22 protein-coding genes and 1 pseudogene are annotated in these 20,490 nt (G+C 57.4%); 13 read left to right on the top strand and 10 right to left on the bottom strand.

All coding sequences use genetic code 11. The annotated features are described in order from the left end of the window. Positions 1-49 precede the first annotated feature (49 nt). From TU81_RS27690 to TU81_RS27675, 4 genes are all read right to left on the bottom strand, one after another. Complete coding sequence (locus tag TU81_RS27690) at positions 50-721, bottom strand: DUF3313 domain-containing protein (RefSeq protein WP_038983542.1); 672 nt, start codon at positions 719-721, stop codon at positions 50-52. A gap of 175 nt (positions 722-896) precedes the next feature. Further along, on the bottom strand, positions 897-1,865 hold the full coding sequence (locus TU81_RS27685; protein WP_038983544.1) for a hypothetical protein: 969 nt from the start codon (positions 1,863-1,865) through the stop codon (positions 897-899). A 206-nt stretch (positions 1,866-2,071) separates the two neighbouring features. Continuing rightward, entirely contained in the window at positions 2,072-2,566 is a 495-nt protein-coding gene (locus tag TU81_RS27680; protein ID WP_048397643.1) for a DUF934 domain-containing protein, read from the bottom strand. Next, positions 2,563-4,236 (bottom strand): nitrite/sulfite reductase, encoded by a 1,674-nt coding sequence (locus TU81_RS27675; protein ID WP_048397642.1) that lies wholly within the window; start codon positions 4,234-4,236, stop codon positions 2,563-2,565. The genes TU81_RS27680 and TU81_RS27675 overlap by 4 nt, the downstream gene beginning before the upstream one ends. 432 nt (positions 4,237-4,668) lie before the next feature. Here TU81_RS27675 and ccoN point away from each other — a divergent pair, with 432 nt between their 5' ends. Next, positions 4,669-6,096, top strand: coding sequence for a cytochrome-c oxidase, cbb3-type subunit I (ccoN, locus tag TU81_RS27670; protein WP_048397723.1), 1,428 nt, complete (start codon positions 4,669-4,671; stop codon positions 6,094-6,096). A 15-nt stretch (positions 6,097-6,111) separates the two neighbouring features. After that, positions 6,112-6,333, top strand: coding sequence for a hypothetical protein (locus TU81_RS27665; RefSeq protein ID WP_048397641.1), 222 nt, complete (start codon positions 6,112-6,114; stop codon positions 6,331-6,333). A gap of 183 nt (positions 6,334-6,516) precedes the next feature. On the opposite strand, the gene TU81_RS27660 is transcribed toward TU81_RS27665, so the two are convergent. Beyond that, on the bottom strand, positions 6,517-7,011 hold the full coding sequence (locus tag TU81_RS27660; protein WP_038983545.1) for a hypothetical protein: 495 nt from the start codon (positions 7,009-7,011) through the stop codon (positions 6,517-6,519). 247 nt (positions 7,012-7,258) lie between these two features. Here TU81_RS27660 and TU81_RS27655 point away from each other — a divergent pair, with 247 nt between their 5' ends. From TU81_RS27655 to TU81_RS27645, 4 genes are all read left to right on the top strand, one after another. Further along, positions 7,259-8,647 carry a hypothetical protein gene (locus TU81_RS27655; RefSeq protein ID WP_048397640.1) on the top strand — a complete coding sequence of 463 codons (1,389 nt, stop codon included), beginning with the start codon at positions 7,259-7,261 and terminating at the stop codon, positions 8,645-8,647. 76 nt (positions 8,648-8,723) lie between these two features. Next, on the top strand, positions 8,724-9,656 hold the full coding sequence (locus TU81_RS27650) for a hypothetical protein (RefSeq protein WP_048397637.1): 933 nt from the start codon (positions 8,724-8,726) through the stop codon (positions 9,654-9,656). Beyond that, positions 9,653-10,123: a DUF2599 domain-containing protein gene (locus tag TU81_RS29980; RefSeq protein WP_082157891.1), complete on the top strand. Its 471-nt coding sequence runs from the start codon at positions 9,653-9,655 to the stop codon at positions 10,121-10,123. Before TU81_RS27650 ends, TU81_RS29980 begins: the two co-directional genes overlap by 4 nt. Before the next feature lie 116 nt (positions 10,124-10,239). Continuing rightward, the gene (locus tag TU81_RS27645) at positions 10,240-10,932 is read left to right on the top strand and encodes an aspartate/glutamate racemase family protein (protein WP_048397634.1); all 693 of its coding nucleotides are present in this window, start codon (positions 10,240-10,242) and stop codon (positions 10,930-10,932) included. Position 10,933: 1 nt separating this feature from the next. Here TU81_RS27645 and TU81_RS27640 read toward each other — a convergent pair whose 3' ends face one another. Beyond that, positions 10,934-11,455 carry a GNAT family N-acetyltransferase gene (locus TU81_RS27640; protein ID WP_048397632.1) on the bottom strand — a complete coding sequence of 174 codons (522 nt, stop codon included), beginning with the start codon at positions 11,453-11,455 and terminating at the stop codon, positions 10,934-10,936. A 536-nt stretch (positions 11,456-11,991) separates the two neighbouring features. Between TU81_RS27640 and TU81_RS27635 the strand changes: the two genes are divergently transcribed. From TU81_RS27635 to TU81_RS27605, 7 genes are all read left to right on the top strand, one after another. Beyond that, positions 11,992-12,276 carry a DUF3077 domain-containing protein gene (locus TU81_RS27635; protein ID WP_048397630.1) on the top strand — a complete coding sequence of 95 codons (285 nt, stop codon included), beginning with the start codon at positions 11,992-11,994 and terminating at the stop codon, positions 12,274-12,276. Continuing rightward, entirely contained in the window at positions 12,273-12,539 is a 267-nt protein-coding gene (locus tag TU81_RS27630) for a hypothetical protein (RefSeq protein ID WP_048397628.1), read from the top strand. Before TU81_RS27635 ends, TU81_RS27630 begins: the two co-directional genes overlap by 4 nt. Positions 12,540-12,745: 206 nt before the next feature. Continuing rightward, a complete protein-coding gene (locus TU81_RS27625) occupies positions 12,746-13,540 on the top strand; it encodes a hypothetical protein (protein WP_231983794.1) in 795 nt (264 codons plus the stop codon). Further along, entirely contained in the window at positions 13,498-14,814 is a 1,317-nt protein-coding gene (locus TU81_RS27620) for an MFS transporter (RefSeq protein WP_231983795.1), read from the top strand. Before TU81_RS27625 ends, TU81_RS27620 begins: the two co-directional genes overlap by 43 nt. Before the next feature lie 85 nt (positions 14,815-14,899). Then, positions 14,900-15,733, top strand: coding sequence for a fatty acid desaturase family protein (locus tag TU81_RS27615; RefSeq protein ID WP_048397622.1), 834 nt, complete (start codon positions 14,900-14,902; stop codon positions 15,731-15,733). 174 nt (positions 15,734-15,907) lie between these two features. Then, the gene (locus TU81_RS27610; RefSeq protein ID WP_157385215.1) at positions 15,908-16,720 is read left to right on the top strand and encodes a fatty acid desaturase family protein; all 813 of its coding nucleotides are present in this window, start codon (positions 15,908-15,910) and stop codon (positions 16,718-16,720) included. Positions 16,721-16,723: 3 nt separating this feature from the next. Continuing rightward, positions 16,724-17,479 carry a metal-dependent hydrolase gene (locus TU81_RS27605; protein ID WP_048397618.1) on the top strand — a complete coding sequence of 252 codons (756 nt, stop codon included), beginning with the start codon at positions 16,724-16,726 and terminating at the stop codon, positions 17,477-17,479. Positions 17,480-17,581: 102 nt separating this feature from the next. On the opposite strand, the gene TU81_RS27600 is transcribed toward TU81_RS27605, so the two are convergent. The 4 genes and pseudogenes from TU81_RS27600 to TU81_RS27590 all read right to left on the bottom strand — a co-directional run bounded on the left by TU81_RS27600 (position 17,582) and on the right by TU81_RS27590 (position 19,935). Beyond that, the gene (locus TU81_RS27600; protein ID WP_048397616.1) at positions 17,582-18,562 is read right to left on the bottom strand and encodes a LysR family transcriptional regulator; all 981 of its coding nucleotides are present in this window, start codon (positions 18,560-18,562) and stop codon (positions 17,582-17,584) included. 137 nt (positions 18,563-18,699) lie between these two features. Continuing rightward, positions 18,700-18,810, bottom strand: a pseudogene (locus TU81_RS30885) (DNA repair protein); the annotation flags it as partial. A 14-nt stretch (positions 18,811-18,824) separates the two neighbouring features. After that, positions 18,825-19,187, bottom strand: coding sequence for a transposase (locus TU81_RS27595; RefSeq protein ID WP_048397720.1), 363 nt, complete (start codon positions 19,185-19,187; stop codon positions 18,825-18,827). Positions 19,188-19,521: 334 nt separating this feature from the next. After that, complete coding sequence (locus tag TU81_RS27590; RefSeq protein WP_048397614.1) at positions 19,522-19,935, bottom strand: hypothetical protein; 414 nt, start codon at positions 19,933-19,935, stop codon at positions 19,522-19,524. Positions 19,936-20,490: the final 555 nt, after the last annotated feature.

Raw genomic sequence — 20,490 nt, 5'->3', positions numbered from 1 at the left:
CGAATGTGGGAGCGGGCTTGCTCGCGATGAGGCCCTCAGCCCCGCCGCATTACTTGGACTTGAGCTTCAGATACGACTGATGCAGATCCGACGCCCAGCCATCGATCACGTTTTTCACGTCATTGGGCTTCATCACCTGATCTACGTTTTCCAGCGGTTTGCCGGTGCCCTTGCGCACGACTTGGGCGATGACTTTGTTGTTGCCGCCATCGAGAAACACCGCTTCGGTGGCCAGATCGGTTTCCTGGTCGCGAATGCCGGTCGCAGTGCTGACTGCCGCCGCCACCAGGGCAATCGGGATGACTTCATAAGGCTTGAGGCCTTCGGTCTTGCTACTGACGGCAGTGATCGCCGCACGCACCACCATAACGCCAGGGCCAGGGCCGGAGGCCAATGGCAGGGATTTACCCACTTCGCGTTTGAGCGCCTGATCGTAGTAACTGGTGATGCCGTTCAGTGTGGTCTGAGGGATTTTCACCGTCGGTTGTGGTTTGGGATAAAGCTGAGTCGGCTCGATGTAGACACTGGTGAATTTATTGACATCGAGCTTGGGGTCCATCCAGCGCATCACCACGGCGCCTGATGGCGACTTGGCTTCCTTGAGCTGACTGTAGTCCTTGAGAAAGCCGGAATACTGGTCGGGCTCAACGACTTTGCTGGAGCAACCCACCACCCCGATAGAGGCGATGCACAGTGTGCTCATCATTAACGCAAGCTTCATGCTTGTAACTCCTGTCAGAAGGCCGGGCAACAATATTGCGTAGGGGAATTACAGGTATAGCCAATGCTCGGCGTTTTGTTATCAAAACATACAATATTCATCTATTGCCGTAGCCGTTGAAGTGATCGCGGCAATATTCAAAGGCCCCTTCGCGGACAAGCCTCGCTCTACAGAATCACCAAGAAGACCCGCTTTTCGCGGCCAACTCCCGCCGACTATTGGCCCGCATCGCCTTGATCAGCGACACCGTGCCCACCAGGATAATCACCGCGGCAAACAGGAAGTCGATGGTGTACAGCTGGAAGTCGTTCAATGGCCCCACCAGAAACACCCGGATCGCACCGATACTCACCAACGTCGCGAGAAAATCGATGCCCGGCTCGTCGCGATAAAACACATGCAGCAGCGGCAGGCACATCACCAGCAACAACAGCAGCACAATCACCTTGAACGAGCCCTTGCGCTCGACGCTGAATGCGCATTCGTTGGCGCTGTAGGGCTTGTAGTCTTCCTCGCGAATCAACGAATTCTTCTCGTTGATGTACTCGACGCGGTTGTACTTCTGGATCGGCGTAAAGGTGTTGGACATCTCCATGCTCGTGGTGATGTTCCTGAACTTCAGGTCGATGCGTTCGTTGCCCTTGAGGTAGTACAGCACCGGTTTGTAGCCGTAGCGATAGGTGTCGAACGGAAAGTCCGTCGACCGCCCCTGGACGCCGATGGGTCTGGACTCAAGTTCCGCGTAGGCACTTTTGTTGGTCGAAGACAGGTTGCGGCTCAGGGGTTTGATCTTGACCTGTTCCATGAGAATCGGCGCAATGCCGTAGGACCACTGCATGGGCTCCATGCGCAGCCGCAGTTCGTTGCGGCCCAGGTCATAACGATCAAAGGTTCGCTCGGAGACGATCACCGCGCCCGAGAGCATGAACTCGCCATGAACGTTGTTGGTGATGTGCAGCGACAGTCGGTCCTTGCCCGAGCCGGTGGCATCGCTGGCCGGCGGCGTGCCACACCAGGCGTAGCTGCTGAACGTCTCCCCGAGTTGGCCGTTACGGTTCTCTTTGAACACATAAAAGTAACTGCCCCACAGGGCCGCCATCAGTAACAACGCCATCAGCCCTAAAATCTTCTTGCCCACGCTCAAACCAGACTCCTTTCTTTGCTGACTCCTCATGAAGCGCGGACTCTATCAAAATGCCATCATTGGCCCAAGCAAAAATACCCAGGCAAGAGAGATCCCTGTGGGAGCGAGGCTTGCCCGCGAAGAACGATGACGCGTAATACCTGAAAAACCGCGGTGTATTCTTCGCGGGCAAGCCACGCTCCCACAGGATTTTCGTCGCTCAAAATTCAGCGCCGTCTGAACAACGGCCGCGGCTCAATCACCGAGCGCCCATAAAGCACGCTCATCCCGGCCAATCCCTTCAGCGCATCTTCGGCGGATTTGTCTTCGCGCACGGCAAAGCTGTCGAAACCGCATTGGCGCATGTGGCTGAGTTGATCGCGCAGTACATCGCCAATCGCGCGTAATTCGCCTTGCCAACCGAAACGCGTACGCAGCAGATAGGCTTGGCTGTAGGCGCGTCCGTCGCGAAAACTCGGGAAGTCCAGGGCAATCAGCGGCAGGTCGGGAAACCACGGGGTCAGGTTTGTCACTTCGTCGTTGGGACCCAGCCAGACGCCTTCGAGCGCTGATGTCCTGTCGGCATTCAGGGCCAGCCACTGGGGGAGCGGCAATATCAGCGGCCCGGCCGGCAACTCATCCGTAGCATCACGAATCAACTGCCACGGGTCATCGCGCACCCACTCGGCGCCGCCGTCTTGCAAACGCAGCAGATTGTTCATGCCGACACCTCCAGCATTTTCGGGTACACCCGCTCCTTGAACGGCTCCAGACCGATGCGTGCCAAGGTATCGACGAACAGCTCCTCGCTCTCCCGGTAGCGGACAAACGTACCGATGATCCGCTCGATTACCTCGGGCACTTCGGCGGCGCTGAAGGACGGGCCGATGACCTTGCCCAATGCACTGTTCTTGCCCTGGGCGCCACCGAGGGTGATCTGGTACCACTCGCTGCCGTTCTTATCGACGCCAAGAATGCCGATGTTGCCGATGTGGTGGTGGCCGCAGGCGTTCATGCAACCGGAGATATTCAGGCTGATGTCGCCCAGGTCATGCAGGTAATCCAGATCCTCGAAGCGCGCCTGAATCGCTTGTGCAATGGGGATTGATTTGGCGTTGGCCAGCGCGCAAAAGTCGCCGCCCGGGCAAGCGATGATGTCGGTCAGCAAGCCGATGTTGGCGCATCCAAGGCCTTGCTCGCAGGCCAGGCACCACAGTGGGTAAAGGTCGGCCTTGGGCACATCCGGCAAAACGATGTTCTGTTCATGGGCGATGCGGATTTCGCCGAAACCAAACTGCTCGGACCACTGGGCCACCGCGTCCATTTGCTCAGCCGTGACATCCCCCGGCGGCGCGGCGATGCCCGGTTTGGTCGACAGCACCACGCTGGCGTAACCCGGCACTTTGTGCGGCTGAACGTTGCGCGTCACCCAACGGGCGAATGCCGTGTAATCCGCCAGGCGCGTGCCGAAGTCCAGGTCGGTGCCGGCCAGTGAACGGTAATCGGGTGGCACGAAGGCACTGGCGACACGCTCATACTCGACGTCGGTCAACTGCGCCGGACCGTCCTTGAGGTGCTGCCACTCCTCCTCCACTTCCTTGGCGAACGCTTCGATACCCAGCGCCTTGACCAGAATCTTGATCCGCGCCTTGTACTTGTTATCGCGCCGCCCGTGGCGGTTATAGACCCGCAGCACCGCTTCAACGTAGGACAGCAGGTGCTGCCACGGCAAGCCTTCGCGAATCTGCAAACCGAGGATCGGCGTGCGTCCCAAGCCGCCGCCAACGATCACCCGCAAGAGCATTTGCCCGCTGTCATCGCGATAAAGATAAAGGCCGATGTCATGCATCATGATCGCCGCGCGGTCCTGCTTCGCCGAGCAGATGGCGATTTTGAACTTGCGCGGCAGGAACAGGAATTCCGGGTTGATGGTCGACCATTGCCGCAGGATCTCTGCCAGCGGGCGCGGGTCCATCAACTCGTCCGCCGCGACGCCGGCGAAGGCTTCGGTGGTGATGTTGCGCACGCAGTTGCCGGAGGTCTGGATCGCGTGCATTTCCACCTCGGCCAGGCGTTCGAGGATGTCCGGCACCTGAGCCAGTTCGATCCAGTTGAACTGCATGTTCTGCCGGGTGGTGAAGTGGCCGTAGCCACGATCGTAGTCCCGCGCAATGCTCGCCAGAATGTGCATTTGCTTCGCACTCAGCGTGCCGTAGGGAATCGCCACGCGCAGCATGTAGGCATACTTTTGCATGTACAGGCCGTTCTGCAGACGCAAGGGCAGGAATTCTTCTTCGCTCAAATCGCCTGCCATGAAGCGTTCGACCTGATCACGAAACTGCGCAACACGCTCGAACACCAGGGCCCGGTCATAGTCGTCGTACTGATACATGTAGCTGCCACCTCATCAGGATTATCGGGCTCTGTGGCTAATGCCAGTCAGTAAGGTGCAAAACCTGTGGGAGCGGGCTTGCTCGCGAAGAGGCCGTCACATTCAACATTACCGGTGACTGACACTCCGTCTTCGCGAGCAAGCCCGCTCCCACAAGGATTGCGGTGTTCAATTCCTTAACTGGTCGGCATCAGGCTCTGCGGCTCGTTCTTGAGGTGGCGACTATGCACCGGCAGCGCAGCACGTTACAGATTCAGCTGCACACTAAAAAACCGTATCAGAACGCGGCCTATGGCCTCAGGCCCGCATTGCATCTGATCCGCATAAACTCGGTTTTTCTGAGTCTGTTTTGTTTGCGGCAGGGTTTCTACAGTTCATGGCATGCCAGACCGGGTGGCCTGGCAAGTCTTTGCAACCGTGGAAGAACTGACCATGAGCACAGCAACAATCGGACAAGCCTATAACTACAAGGTCGTTCGCCAATTCGTCGTGGCAACCATCGTCTGGGGTGTCGTCGGGATGGCGATGGGGGTATGGATCGCCTCGCAACTGGTATGGCCCGAGATGAACCTCGACCTGCCGTGGACCACCTTCGGCCGCCTGCGTCCTCTGCACACCAGTCTGGTGATTTTCGGCTTTGCCGGCAGCGCGCAATTCGCCGCCAGCTACTACGCGGTGCAACGCACCTGCCAGGTGCGGCTGTACTCCGACAAGCTCGCCGCCTTCACCTTCTGGGGCTGGCAATCGGTAATCGTGGTCATGCTGATCACCCTGCCGCTGGGCTATACCACTACCAAGGAATACGCCGAGATCGAATTCTCCGGTGCGGTGTGGATGACGGCGGTCTGGGTCGCTTACGCCATCGTGTTCTTCACCACCGTGGTGCAACGCAAGACCAAGCACATCTACGTCGGTAACTGGTTTTTCGGTGCGTTCATCGTGGTGATCGCCATGCTGCACGTGGTCAATCACCTGTCGATCCCGGTGGACTGGTTCAAGTCGTATCCGGTGTATTCCGGGGCCACCGACGCCATGGTCCAGTGGTGGTATGGGCACAACGCCGTGGGGTTTTTCCTGACCACCGGCTTCCTCGGGATGATGTATTACTTCGTGCCGAAACAGGTCGGGCGACCGGTGTATTCCTATCGCTTGTCCATCGTACATTTCTGGGCGCTGATCACCCTGTACATCTGGGCCGGCCCGCACCACTTGCACTACACCGCGCTGCCAGACTGGGCGCAGTCACTGGGCATGGCAATGTCGCTGATTCTGTTGGCGCCGAGCTGGGGCGGGATGATCAACGGCATGATGACGTTGTCGGGCGCCTGGCATAAGTTGCGTACCGACCCGATCCTGCGCTTTCTGGTGCTGTCATTGGCCTTCTACGGCATGTCGACCTTCGAAGGGCCGATGATGGCGATCAAAACGGTCAACGCCCTCTCTCACTACACCGACTGGACCATCGGCCACGTTCACGCCGGGGCCTTGGGCTGGGTGGCGATGATCACGTTTGGTGCCATCTACCACATGGTCCCGAAAGTCTTCGGCCGCCCGCAGATGCACAGCATCGGCCTGATCAACGCGCACTTCTGGCTGGCGACCATCGGCACCGTGCTGTACATCGCCTCGATGTGGGTCAACGGCATCACCCAGGGTTTGATGTGGCGCGCGATCAACGACGACGGCACGCTGACCTACTCCTTCGTCGAAGCCTTGCAAGCCAGTCACCCGGGGTTTGTGGTGCGCTTTGTCGGCGGAGTGTTCTTCCTCAGCGGCATGTTGCTGATGGCCTACAACACCTGGCGCACGGTGCGTGTGGCGAATGTGCAAATGGCTGAACTTGAAGCGCAGATTGCCTGAGGCAAGGAGCCGGACATGATCGAGATGGGGTTGAATCTATTGGGTGTTTTGGGGCTTTGGTTGGCGGTCGAGTACTGCCTGAAACACCAGACCGCCGAAAGCCTGGACGATGCCAGCCTGATTCCGTTCGCCGATGACCCCGAAGTGGCGCGGCGGGTGGAATTGGCCACGGGCAAGAAAGTGAACGCGGTGGCGCCGCAAGAGCTGAAGCAGGGCTGGGGCAACCTCGAAATCTGATGCACACCCAATCCACTGTGGGAGCTGCGGTGAATCCATCTGCTGCGAACGCCGCAGATCAATGTGGGAGCGGGCTTGCTCGCGAAGAGGCCATAACATTCAGCATCAATGTTGAATGTTAGTCCGCCTTCGCGAGCAAGCCCGCTCCCACAGTGGTTATGTGTGCGTCACAAATAACACGCTTCAGCCGCGCTCGCGGGGAATCAGGCCCTGCAGCTGCTGCGCCAGAAAATTCGCATCGAAAGCAAAGGTGTCCGGGTCTTTCAAGCCATTGGTCTTGCGCCACTGCCAATCGCTGGACGGTGGCAGGCACACCAGCGAAATGCTGCCATAGCGCGCCGCGGTCAAGCCCATCACGGCGAGGGAAATCTGCCCACCCGCGCCCATCACGTCCGGCACAAACTCCACCGGTTTCCCGGCGATGACGATACTCAGTTTCTCGGTCTTGAACGTCGACGTCTCCGCCGGTACGCTCGGCCCGGACGCGACATACGCCTCGCGGCTCACTTCCAACAGATTCGGCGTCAGGACCGGTGCCAGCCACTGCTGGATCTGATCGAACAACTCACCAATGCGCGTCGCCCACACGGCCGATTGCGACTCAAACAGTTGCTTCTTGTGCGCTTCGCTATCTGCATAGTGGCGAAGCATCTCGCCCAGTTGCTGTACGTCGTCCATTGCGGTGTTCCTTTGGTTGAAGCGGTGCTGCGGTTTTTGAGCATGGCAGATTGAGTACAGAACTGTTCATTTAAAACAGCGACTGATGAATGATCAATGGAGAAATTTACGACAGACGGTATCGAAAAACCCAATTTACACGGCTTTACCTGTCAGATCTGACAGTAGCCAGCTCACTTGAGCGGGTGTTTGATAGACCCGCCACCCAAATAACGGATGGTGCGAGTCAGTCTCGAGGAGACGGGTGATGGGTAATCAAATCAATAACAATGTTCTAGTCCTCTATCCCGTGATCATTCAGGGGTTGAAAAAGCCGGTCATTCACGATGCCAATCCGGATGGAGGCATCCCCTTATCCCTCTTCGACGAATATCCTGAAGGACTCTTATGCTTGATTGACCCTTGGATCAATGCGGCGTCCAGGTCTGTTGTCATGGCTGTAGACGACCGCGTTGATCTGTTCGTCGTCGGCAGAGCCCCCCCCGTGGCTGGCAAAACCATCAATCCCGGCGAGGAGAATGATCGTGTCAGGCTGTTCATCCCCAAAGGCATTCTCCAAGAGGGTATCAACGAGATCTACTACAAGGTAAGGAGGGTAGGTCAGACAACACCCGAAGAGTCCCTCACATTAAAAGTGCTCTTCCATACCCTGGCACCCGGAGAGCCTGGCCATTCGGCCCGCAAGGTACAGGTTTCCGCCGATGTGCAGACCAAGGGGGTGGACAGGGCACAGGCGGATCGCGGTGTCGTGACCGGAATGGACTACTCCAATAGACGCGCCTATGACGACATTCGCCTGAGCATTGGCACGACCTATGTCGATCACAAAGTAACCCCTGCAGAGGCGGCTCCAGGCAGCCCGGTGGTAACCGAAACACTCTTTACTCCGGTTTTCGAAAGAATTGGCGATAACCCACGTACCCCTTTCCGGTTTTCGGTCACTGATCAGCTCGGCAATTCTTCCGGCCAATCCGCGATCCTTGAGATCGATGTGCATCTCCAACAACCGGCTCTGGATCTGAGGCCGCCCAGCGTATTGGAGGCCAACGGTACCCTGCTGAACATTCAAGAAGACTTTTATGACGCCGAGTTCGCCACTGTACAAGTCGCTTTCACCGGCTCGGCGCCGAGACAAACCGTAAAAGTCTATTGGGTCGGTCGCAACAGCACCTATGGCAGTGAAATACAAACCATCGAGTATTCAGGTCAAACCCTGACATTCAAAGTGAAGCGGATCGATGTCATCGATTGCATCGGGAAAGTCGCCAAGGTGTATTACACGGTTCAACGCTCCATCGACCCGATGCCGCTGGAATCTCGCCCGCTCCACCTCAGCGTCACGCAAGTGGGAAACCTGGTACTCACCGAGCCCAGGTTGTCGTCAGACAAACGAACGGCAATGGTCAGCTACGTCGGCATGAGCACCGGTTACAGCGTGCGTATTGCCTGGCACGGTAGATACAAGCGTTACGGTGCCGAATTCAACATCACCAACACCTCAGAAATGCGCTTGCCTATCGAATCCTCATGGATCACCGAAAGTGCAGGGTTACCTGTGCAAATCAACTACACGATTCTTCGTACCGGGAGTGGTGAGAAGTTGAGATTTTCGTGGGTATTGCGCCTGCACCTTTGACAAAAGCACGTTGCAACGGACTTTGTGGAGTTTGTGCTTTTATCGGCTTGACTTGAATGTAGACGAGGGATCTGTCATGCAAAAAGTAATCGGTGTGCTGTTAATCGCGTTAATGGTGGGTTGCACTCAGGTCGATATAAAACCGCCAAATGAAGTAGCGACGGTCAACAATGTCCAGACCCTGAATGGCCCCGCCATCGCCACTCAACTAAACACGCTTTACAATCGCAAATTCCCCAACTGCAACAAATCGGACTCACAACCTGCGTTTCTGTGCTCGGGCGTGACCCTCAGGGTGACGGTAAAAGACCCCAACAACACTTATAAAGTCTGGGATCCCAGCCCCCCATCGGAAAAGAGTGGTGGTGTTTCGTTCTCGTATCTCAGGGCCGACGCCAACTTTGGCCGTCTGGCCTGGGGTCACGGTAATGGCTACATCCTGTATCCCATCTTCGAAGCCCCGGCCGACAAAATCGACCTGGACTATCTGTGCTCCTATCCCATGGACGCCTGGACCTGGACTCGCAGCTCAACCGCAGTCTGCGTCGCCCACCCTACTTATCCGACTCAAAGTCAGGCCTGCCAAAACGCCGGGGTGACCAGTGCGGAGCAATGGAAAAACGTATGGGATCTGCCGGGTGGCAACCCATTCCAGCGCCAATGTGGTTTTGATATCAAGGATGATCGCAATGCGCTGGCGGGCCCCGCGTTCTATCAATCCTTGAGAGGTAAAGCTCTGCTCGGTGCGACGGGATTCAGCGAGCAAAACGAAGTCTTGATCAAAACCTGGACAGCCGGGCGGCCCAACGTGTTTCCGATCATGGCGTTCTTCTATATTGCTGGCGGTACCAATGCCGGACTTGCCGATGCGCAATACAATCAACGCGACTTCTACAACTCGACCAACCCGAAAGTTGTGGTACCTATCATTCGGCTGACACCGGCGACCAGCGCCACCGGCATCGCCACTTTTGCTTATGCCGCCACAGATCAGGTGGTGACTCAATGAACACCCTACTGTGGCGCACGCTCGGCAAAGTCCTGAGCATTCTCTTTCGTTCGCTGATCAGCGTCGGTTTGATTCAGGGCATTAACTCGCCTCTTTATGCGCAAACTGCAACAGACGCTCCTGACAGCTATATCCTCACCGTGGAGCGCTGTGTGGAATACATCGAAAGTGTGCAATGGGTTTATCGAGACTATCAGTGGTCGTTTTCCATTACGCCCACACCCTGTGCAAGGAAAACACCACCAGAAGGGACTCCCTTCCTGTGGGACGAACTCACCCGTGACTATTCCAATAGCCGCTACTGGAAAAACACCCATGGCATGCGTCATCAATTAATTTGTCATCTAGCGATTGCACGAGATAAACCACAGTGGAACCTGGAACCATGGCGACCTGATGTGGGGTATGCGCAAACTTTGGCTGCCGGCTGCAACCATGTCGTCCCGCTGCCTGAAAAGGCACCATGACACTTCACCAAAACTTGAGCATTACAGTTGATTTATCGCTGGTGCCCGCCATCGAACAAATGGAAACTCGCTTCAGGCCTGGCCTATCAACACAGGCCATAGCCTGAGGAAATCCAATGCGCACCATCGGCCTTATCGGCGGCATGAGCTGGGAGTCCAGCGCCGAGTATTACCGTCTCATCAACCAGCAGGTACGCGATCGCCTCGGGCCGTTGCGCTCGGCGAAACTGTTGATGTACAGCGTCGACTTCGGCCCTGTCGAACAGGCTCAGCATGCCGGGCGCTGGGACGATGCGGCGGCGATTCTGGTGGATGCAGCCCTGCGCCTGGAAGCGGGTGGCGCCGAGTGCGTGGTGCTGTGTACCAACACCATGCACAAGGTGGCCGGGCAGATTCAGGCAGCGATCGATATTCCGTTCCTGCACATTGCCGACCCGGCCGGTCAGGCGGCACTGGAAACCGGTGCTCTGCGGGTGGGTTTGCTCGGCACTGCGTTCACCATGGAGCAGGACTTTCTCAAGGCACGTCTGACGGCCAAGGGCCTGACGGTGCTGGTGCCGGAAGCCGAGGAGCGCCAAGCCGTGCACCGGATCATCTATGACGAGTTGTGCGTCGGGTTGATCAGCGAGGCTTCACGCCAGGTCTATCAACGGGTGATCGAATCGCTGACCGAACGCGGCGTCCAGGCGATCATCCTCGGCTGCACCGAAATCGGCCTGCTGATAAAGCCCGAGCACAGCGCCCTGCCCTTGCTCGACACCACCGAACTGCATGCGCAGGCGGCGGTGGCGTTTGCTTTGGGCGACTGACTCAGTCTGCCTTGAGCGTGCGACGCAGGCGCGCCATGCTCAGGGTATCGACCAGTCGGCCGTCACGCACGGCGTAATCGCGGAACAGGCCTTCGGTCTCGAAGCCGAATTTTTGGTACAACCCAATAGCTGCTTCGTTGTCGGCGTACACCGACAGTTCGACCCGTTGCAGGTTCATCCAGTTGTCGGCGACATCGAGTGCTGCTGCCAGCAATTTCGAACCGACGCCCTTGCCCTGCCACGCCACTGCGACGCCCATGCCGAGGTTGCCGGCGTGGCTGCGGCGGATTCGCGAAAACTGCTCAAGCCCAATGTTGCCGATGACCGACCCCTGATGCAGCGCCACCAGTTGCACCACCCGTTCATTGTCCGGCGCCAGGCGTTTGCGCCAGACCTCGGTGGACTGAAACGGCATTTGCAGCACCTGACGGGTGATCGCCGGGTCGTTGTAGAGCGCGGTGATGCCCTCGATGTGGGATTCGTTGAAGCGTTCGAGGTGAATGGCGGAGTCGTGGTCGGGCATGGTGAGTCGTCCTTGATCGGGTTGTGGCCGGTCACTCTAAACCGCCGCACCTTCCTCTGCCAGATCCGGCGAATGCATCCTTACTGTAGGAGCTGCCGAAGGCTGCGATCTTTTGACTTTGCTTTTGCTGTACCCGGAAAACACAAGATCAAAAGATCGCAGCCTTCGGCAGCTCCTACGGGGTTGGGGTTGTTTGTTGAGGTTATGAACGAATGGAATTCATACCGGCACAGACCTACACGCAAAGCAGCGCTTCGCCGGTTGACTGCCCTGCCCTCACTCCCTATCCTCGCGCCTGTCACGACTCATTCGTGATCGGGTTTGACGGCTCGGTTGTATCTCTCAGGTCGTATAGTTCCTTAACTTTGCACGCGTACGCTTTCGTCCGCAGCAAAGTGATATGGCAACTGTACGTGGGGCATCTTCGGATGCGCCGGGTGCCTTGAGACCGGTCCGTCAACCTGCGTACAGTTGCCACCCTAATTTCGTTTGACGGCGATCTAGTGGCAGCTCTTATTTTTCTCAGGAGCGACACCATGACCGACCCAACCACAAAATCCACCCCCTTCGCCCGCTGCGACCACGTCGATCACCACCTCTTCGCCGTACAACCCGGCATCCCGTTACTCGACGCCCTGGAGCACGCCTCGGTCTACCTCAGCTGCGCCGAAGCCCTCGCCCATCAAGCCCCCACCGCCACCCGCCCGGAACACAGCGCTTCGTTGCGTTGGGCCAGCCAGCAGATGCTCGGCACCGCACGCTCGCTGGTGCAAGCTTCGGTCGACGGTTTACACGCCGCTCAGGCGGGAGGTGACGCATGAATCCGCACATGCCGATGACGCATAACGAAGACAATATTCCAGTGTTGCTGGTGGCCACCCAAGCACCGCTGGATGTACTGCATCGCAGTGCAGCCAGCCGTTTTCTGGCGGTAACGCAGATGATGGAAAGCCTGGCCAGCCTTGATATCACGGGGGCCAAAGGCACCGATGTGCAGCAACTGGCCCATGCGGCGGCGATGTTGCTGCGCGATGGCTGTGATGTGATGGATGTACTGGGGCGGCAGCTACGGGCGCGAGTCTGACGAAAGCCACGCAGATCAAAAGATCGCAGCCTTCGGCAGCTCCTACAGGGATCATGTGAACCCGTCATTGCGCGGGTGTACGCACCCTCCGTAGGAGCTGCCGAAGGCTGCGATCTTTTTTGGCCCGATCATCAGACGTTCACAAAGGCGCAATACATTAGCGCGGATTGATTTCTCGCCCCTTCAATCTGTGAGCCGTATACGTCATGTTGCCTGTTGCCGAGATGGAAACTGCCTTAAAAAACGGGATTGCAAAGGTCCCTGATCGTTGCGCTGGCAGACATGACGTGGGGGCTTACAACCCCTCTGATGACCTTGAGATCGAGGTTCGATTTCTGTCGCTGGCGGACATTTCTTCGGTGCTTGAACTTGAGCAAAGGAAATGGCAAGACGATCAGCGCGCCGATGCCTCGATGCTGGCGTCACGGATCACCTCTTTCCCTGCATTGAGTATCGGCGCTTTTTGCACTCGCACGGGGACTGCACTGGCGTCAGTGTTCATGAAACCTGCCCGGCACGACATCATACGCAAGTGCCCGACGTGGGAAGACTGTGCAAGAAAACAGCACGGCGACGAGTCTGCAAAAACTGGCGTGCTGTTTGGCATCAGCCTGAGCAGCGTTGATCCGAAAGCGGCGCAAGCGATTTTCGAGTTCTTTTGGCCCCATGCGCTGAAGGCGGGATGGTCAGAGGTCTATCTTGGCTCGCCGGTTCCGGGCCTTCGTAACTGGATCTCGAAAAACCCTGACATTCCGGTAGCGCAGTATGTGCGAGGTGAACGCAAGGGCCTGCCGCTGGATCCGCAACTGCGGTATTACTTCAAAAAAGGCTTTCGCAAGATCGTCGCCATCAACGACAACTATTTCCCGCATGAGCCTTCGCTGGATGTCGGCGTGCTGATCGTAGGTAAAGTGCCACTCTCCGGCCTTTCCTTTATATGGAAGCGAGTTCCGCTGCCTTGGCTGCAGCGTATGAAAAAACTGTTCTTCGTGTGCTTGTGAACGCTTCCCTGGCAGTAGAAAGCGCAGCCCGTCCACTCGCGCGCGACAGACGTTTTTGGCGGCTGCTGACCTGCGCTGCGGCGTCCATGATGGGAGACCAGTTCACCCTCGTCGCCTTTCCCCTGCTGGTCATGGCCATAACGCCAGACCCGATGGCGCTCGGCTGGGCTTTTGCCGCGCTTGCATTACCGCGCGCCTTGTTCCTGTTGGCTGGCGGCTCGCTGGTCGACCGTTTTGGTGCCCGCCCGGTATGGATGTTCGGCTGCTGTTCAAGTGCAATGGCGCTATGCGGCTTGTCCTGGGCGGTTTTTCAAGGCCATGCCACGTTGCCCGTGATCTATGGATGCGCCGCATTATTGGGGCTGTTCAGCGCGCTCACTTTACCGGCCGGCAGTGCCTTGGTGCCCGGCATTGTGAACCCGCGCGATCTGGAGCAGGCCAACGGCGTCTTTCTTGCGCTCAGACAGGTCACCATGGCCCTGGGCCCGGTCGCCGCCGGTGCGCTCATCGCCAGCGCGTTCTTGCCCTCTGGTGCGCGCTCAGATTCAAACGGCGCGCTGGACGGCTTTGCCATCGCGTTTGCACTCGATGCGCTGACCTTTGCCCTGTCCGCGTTCGGGCTGAGGACTCTGCTTATCCGCAGAGCGACTTCCGCTGATTCCGGCCCCACGGCCTCGGCAGAAGGCCTGCGTTATTTCTTTCAGAATCAGCGGCTTCGTACGTATCTGATCTATATGGCGGCCATGACACTGTTCATGAGCGGCCCCGTACAGATCGCCGTGCCGCTACTGGTTCACATGCGTTTCACCCCCGAGGCGCAAGCCCTGGGCTGGCTACTCGGTGCCCAAGGCGCGGGTACCTTGGTCGGCATGCTGATGTTCACGGCCCACCCGAAACTGCGGATTATCAATTTAGGCACCACCCTGCTCGCAGTGGACGGCGCCATCGCCTTGCTGCTGATGCCGCTGGGATGGGTATATGCCCTCTGGCAAGGCGTGGCACTGCTGTTCGCCATTGGTATCTTCGGCGGCTTTGTGCAGGTCATGGCGTACACCTGGCTGCAGCGAGCATTACCGCCTGCATTGCTCGGTCGCGGCATGAGCCTGTTCATGCTCGTGTTTGCCGGACTCGCGCCGGTCTCGGCAGCGATTTCAGGCTGGGTTTTGCAATTCATCTCCATCGAAGCCGTGTTCGTAGCATCCGGTGTGCTGCTATTGACGACGGTGGCGTTTTTTTACGTTGGCTCGGGCCTTGGGAGGCTGTCGGATGTTTAAGCGAATAGAGCCTTTGAACAGTGCCACGAGGTCTGCCCGACATGCAGATACCAGCTTGGAGGCCTTTCATTCATTGCGCTCCAACATGCCCAGCTATCTGTTCATGGCCCTGTGCGTCTTGAATACGGCCGCGATTGTCTGGCTGGCTGCGCACGAGGCGTTCGGATGGCTGGCCATTGCTCCGCTTATAGTGTTTCAGGCGATTCTGATGATCGGGGTTCAGGAGGCCAAACATCAATGTGTGCATCGCCAGTTCCTCGTTGGCACGCGTCTGAACGATGCAGTGGGTGTGTTCACGGCTGCCATTTTCGGCGTCAACTTCGTGGGCTACCGCTGCTTTCACCTCGAACACCATCGCAAAACCTGCCAGGCCGATGATCCCGAAGGGTTGCTGTACCAACAGACATGGCGAACACGCCTGATCAGCCTGTTTGGCGCCGTTGAGCAGTTGTGGGTTGCCGTTTCCATCAATATTTTTTCCCGACGCTACACACCTCCTCATGCGCTCCGGCACCGGCGCTGGAACAATGCCTTTCTCGCCGTTTTCGTCGCAGCGCTGGCTTTGGGCATCCATGAGGTGCCTCGACAAATCGTCTGCGCCTACCTGCTTCCGTATTGCATTTTTGCCTGGCTGGATTTCTGGCTAACCCAGGCCGAGCACTATGGAGTACCGATCTCGGCTCAAGGCTCGCGCCGCGCGCCCTCTGACGTCACGACCGATTTATATCTGCCAACGCTACTGTCCTGGCTCGTCCTGCATCGCTCGTTGCACCGCATTCACCATGAGGCGCCGGCGACGCGCTGGTTCCATGCTCACGCTCGATCGAGGGCTCTGGCCGAATGCAAGCCAGGCGGCGTGACGGACCTCCCCACCTTCTTTGCGACCTGGATGCGATTCGGTCCCCGACTCTGGAAGTAAGCCATGACAGACGCAGCTATCGAACCACGGCACACAAAGACTGCCGAGACTCAACACCCTATCCGCACTGTAGAGCGCGCCCAGCTGTTGGCGTGGGGCAAACCCGCCCCATTGCGTTTACTCGCCGCCACGGTTTTCGAGTGGGTGCTGATCCTGTGTGCGGGAGGCCTGGCCATGTACGCCGGCACGATTTTGGCCTCGGTGTTGGCCGTTGTGTTCATCGGCACAAGGCAGCATGCATTGCTCATCCTGATGCATGAGTTTTCACACCGGCAGTTCAGCCGGACTCGCCCCATGCTCAACGACACCCTTGGCGATCTCCTGACGGCAATCCCGTTCACCATCACCATTTTCGGGTTTCGTCGCGACCACACCGCCCACCATCGGCATACCGCAACCGACCGCGATCCCAACTGGGTTTCATGCAAGGGACAGGACCGATTCACGTTTCCAAAATCCGCGTTCAACATTGCCATCCTGTTGCTGAAACACTGCGCAGGGCTGTACGGCTTCCATGAATTGAAAACGGCCCTGGTGACGTCAAAAATGGCGTCGCAATGCCCACCTTCCACGCGGTATCGACAATGGATTTTTGCCGTTTCGCTGGCGGGGGTTCTCACCTGGTTCCACCTCTGGCTGGCGGCCTTGGTGTATTGGCTTCTGCCACTGTTTACCGTGTTGATGGCCCTGCTGTATTGGCGCGATGTGGCAGAACACTTCGCCATGCCCAACCCCGGTCCCGGAGCATCCCGAACGGTGATTGCAACCTGGTGGGAACGCTTGTTGATCGCCCCCCACGGCGTCGGCTTTCATGCCGAACACCACCTGTATCCTGCCGTGCCGTGCTTTCGCCTTAGGCAGGTGCATGAGGCGCTCGCGAAAGACGAGGCACATACCCGGCAGGCGCAAATCACGCAGGGTTATTTCTCGGGATTGATTCGCGAGATCGCTGCCGCCGACACCCCGCGTTCATGTGTGAGGCATTGACCCATGGACTACCTCGGGCATCCTGTATCTGACAAACGTGAAGAGGCCACCCTCTTCAAGCCATTCTGGAACGACACGTCAATCAAGACTTACCTGTTCGATGCCTGTTCGGTATTGCTTCCGGCCGGTGAGCAATTCGTGATTTCGGTGGTGGAGTCAGCCGCTTTGCGACTGCAACAAACGTCGGTTCTTGCCGAATGTTCGCGCAACTTCGTGGCCGAGGAACGTGCTCACCAACGAGCGCACCGGCGGTACAACCAGCAACTGGAAAACCAGGGGTTTGAAGTCAAGAAGTTCGAGCATATGATCGAGAAAGACCTCGAGGCCCTCCGATCGAAGTTGTCACTCAATGCGCAACTGGCATTGGCTGCCGCGTTCGAGCACGTGACGGCCGTCATGTCCGCTGCCGCCTTACGTAGAAACGGCTTGCTCTCGGTCAAGGAGTCACCACAGACCCGCCTGTGGCGATGGCATTGCGCTGAAGAAGTGGCGCACCAGCACGTCACCACGGACCTGGTGCGGTCGCTGGGCATACCCTATTGGCAGCGGATTTTCTTTTTCCTGGCAGCATCGGGGCTCATGGCGTTCGATGTCATTCGTCACATACACAGTTTTGCCCGCCTCGACATCGCCCGCGGCCGCGTCAGCTCGAAGGAAGTACGGCGTGCCGCGGGCAGCTTGCTGTTTCGCGATGGCGCCAACCTGGCGCTGATGGCAATCGGATGGTCCGCCTACTTTCTTCCGCTGAAAAAAAGCTGATTTCGCAAGGCACTGGCTCGCGATGGGACCCTCACATTCAACGTTGATGTTGATTGCTGGATCGCTATCGCGAGCAGGCTCGCTCACACATTAAAACAGTGGTTATCCTTCGAACCACTCCCGTCGCTCACTGAACGTGTTGTGGATCAACTCGACGATCCCCTGCACCCCGGCCTCATTCCGGGAGTCGGCATTGACCGCCATCCACACCTGGCGCTGCATCGGTTGCTTGAAGAGCCCGGGCAATGCCACCAGCCCCCGGTCGAATTGGCTCATGTAGTGCGGCAACAAACCGATGCAAGCGCTGCAGCGGATCATCTCCAGCATCAGCTCATAGGAATGCAGCTGCACCACTCCCGCCAGGCGCTGCTCCACCAGATTGTTCCACGGCCCAAAAGCGGTGACGTGGCGATCGTGCTGCCATTGCACCAGCATGAAATCGGCCAGGTCACCCAGGCTGTCCGGCCGCGCCGCGACCCGTGAATAGCGTTTGGCGATGTGCGGCAGATAGTCCAGCCGTGCCAGACGCTGTGGCTCGCTGATGGCAAAACTGGGGCCTGGCAACGGCGAATCGGTGCCCGCCAGCCACACCACCACATCGGCACTGATCGCTCGCAGGGACAGCTCGCTGTCCAGGGAAATGATGTCCAGGCGCACACTGGCGTTGCGTCGCAGCAGCGAGACCAGATCGCGGCCGAGGATGTCGTGCAGGATCGACTCGGCCACGGCCAGGCGAATCAACGGCTGTTCGATCACCGGCAACTTGCGCTCGTGCGCCAACGCGACCAACTGCGCCTGCAACTGCTGACCGTCACGACTCAAGGTCAGTGCGCTGCCCTGGAACTTGAACAGCGAACGTTGCAGCTGATCTTCCAGCTGCGCCAGGTGCTTGCGCAGCAGGGTCGCCCGCACATTGAGGCTGCGCGCGGCCTGCATGAAACAGCCGCAACGGGCGCTGACCAGAAAGTATTGCGCGACCTCGGTATCAATCCCGGCGGCCCGTGCCAGCCAGGATTCGGATGGCCCCTGCGGCGATCGGTATTCGACAACACCCTGACGTCCTGTGGGTTCTATGAATGACATCGATGACTCCCTGTCGATCTTTGTTTTTGATTGCTTCCAGCGCGATAGAAATTCTTTAAACCAGTGAGAAACCTGTGGGAGCGGGTTCGTGTGTGGCGAAGGGGGTTGCTCTCATCACCAGAAATTCGCCCTGCACCGACATCCTTGGCCCCGCCATACATCTGTTGATTCTTGACCGAACATTGCTGCATTTGTGTGTCACGCTCAGCCAATTGCGTCTCGAGCCGGGCACGTTCGGCTTCTCGACCAGCGTTCGGCCCACTCAATTGCTTGTTGTCGACGTCGCTGCGTGTTTGCCCAGCCAGGTGTGTTGCAACGCAAAGTTCAAGGAGAACTCGGGCATTGGCAGCAAGGCACCGCAGAACACTTCGCCAATAATTTTCTGGATCAGCTGCACCGCCCGCGGGTTGTTCAGCAGCGTGGCGATGTCGCGGCTCAATACGTTGAAGCTCCAGACCTTGTTCAGGTCCAGGCCGATGAACCAGCAGAACAGCAGATTGTAATTGAGCTGCTCGTAGAGTTGCTGCTCGCTGTAGACCGAAACCGGCTTCTTGCGCGCGGCTTCGACAATCTTCGACAGGCGCTGATCGAGTTCTTGCATGCCCACTTTCGAGTAGCGTTCCATAATCCCCATTGCCTCACTCCCGGCTCCCGCCCTCGGCTTGTGTAAAGCGGCCAAAAGGCCCCTCAAGCGCGTCACATAGGCATGACCGGAATGGCGATGTGCTACCGAACTTTTGTCATGAAAGCTTCATGTTGGAGATGGGAGTTGCGTGGAATTTTCTGGGTACACCCATAAACTGTGGGAGTGGGCTTGCTCGCGAAAGCGGAGTGTCAGCCAAGTATTTCTCAAACACGTTATATCGAGATGATTAGCGCCACACCGCAACTTCAATAGCGACCGGTATGACGCTAACTATCAAACACCAAACATCAGATACATAAAACCTCACATCAACCTAGCTATTGCTCAAGTCAAAAGACCCTGTAACACTTAACTTTACAGGCCCCCCAGGATCACCCTTGATTTTCTTCATTTCCATATCAAATTCGCCTTTAGTTTTCCGAGGCGAATCCGTATACCACACCTTTACAGTGCCGGAAACAGGACCATAATCAAAATATTCCCCCGCGCTTTCTTTATGATACAACGCCGTCAAGTCTTTTACATCATACTGTTCTGAGGGCTGTTTTCTCGAAAAAACAAGCTCAAAGGATTGCGTCACCCCGATCTCAGTCTTAAAAACCCTGACTTTAAAGCCCTCACCATCATCTTCAAACGAAATATTTCCCTGTTCTATGCTTCCAAACCCAATGGCGCTGACTTTAAAAGTACCCACTGTGCTGGTTGTTACATTCGCTGGAGTCGCCATTTCTTATTCATCCCTTTTGAAAAAATTATTCCCCTTCTACATATCAATGAGAAGGGTGTCCTTGGCACCGCTCACGGCCAACACTTTCGCTTCCGACCAGCACGTTGCCGACGAAATTAATATATTAACCGTGATAAGCCTGTCTACTGTCAAACCTGATAGTAGACAGGAATGCAACATGAGGGGCATTCTTCTCCGTTTAGAAATAAACAGGCCACACATCAAAAAAAAAACGAAAAGAGGACGAATTTATTTATCCAGAGGGAGTTGCACTTGAGTGACTCGAAGAAATGGAGCCTAACCCGCTGTTGTGGCGAGGGGGCTTGCCCCCGTTGGGTTGCGAAGCGACCCCCAAACCTGCAATCGCATGTTTTCAGGCACACCGCATATGCCGATTTTACGACGGCTTCGCCGCCGAACGGGGGCAAGCCCTAATGCCAGTCAGTTAAGGTGCGAAACCTGTGGGAGCGGGCTTGCTCGCGAAAGCGGTGGGTCAGGCAACATCAATGTTTACTGTGCCGCCGTCTTCGCGAGCAAGCCCGCTCCCACATGGAT

Origin of the sequence: Pseudomonas lini (assembly GCF_001042905.1) — a bacterium.
GTDB lineage: Bacteria > Pseudomonadota > Gammaproteobacteria > Pseudomonadales > Pseudomonadaceae > Aquipseudomonas > Aquipseudomonas lini.
Note: the sequence above shows the minus strand (reverse complement) of the source record. Positions and strands in the feature narration are given on the sequence as shown.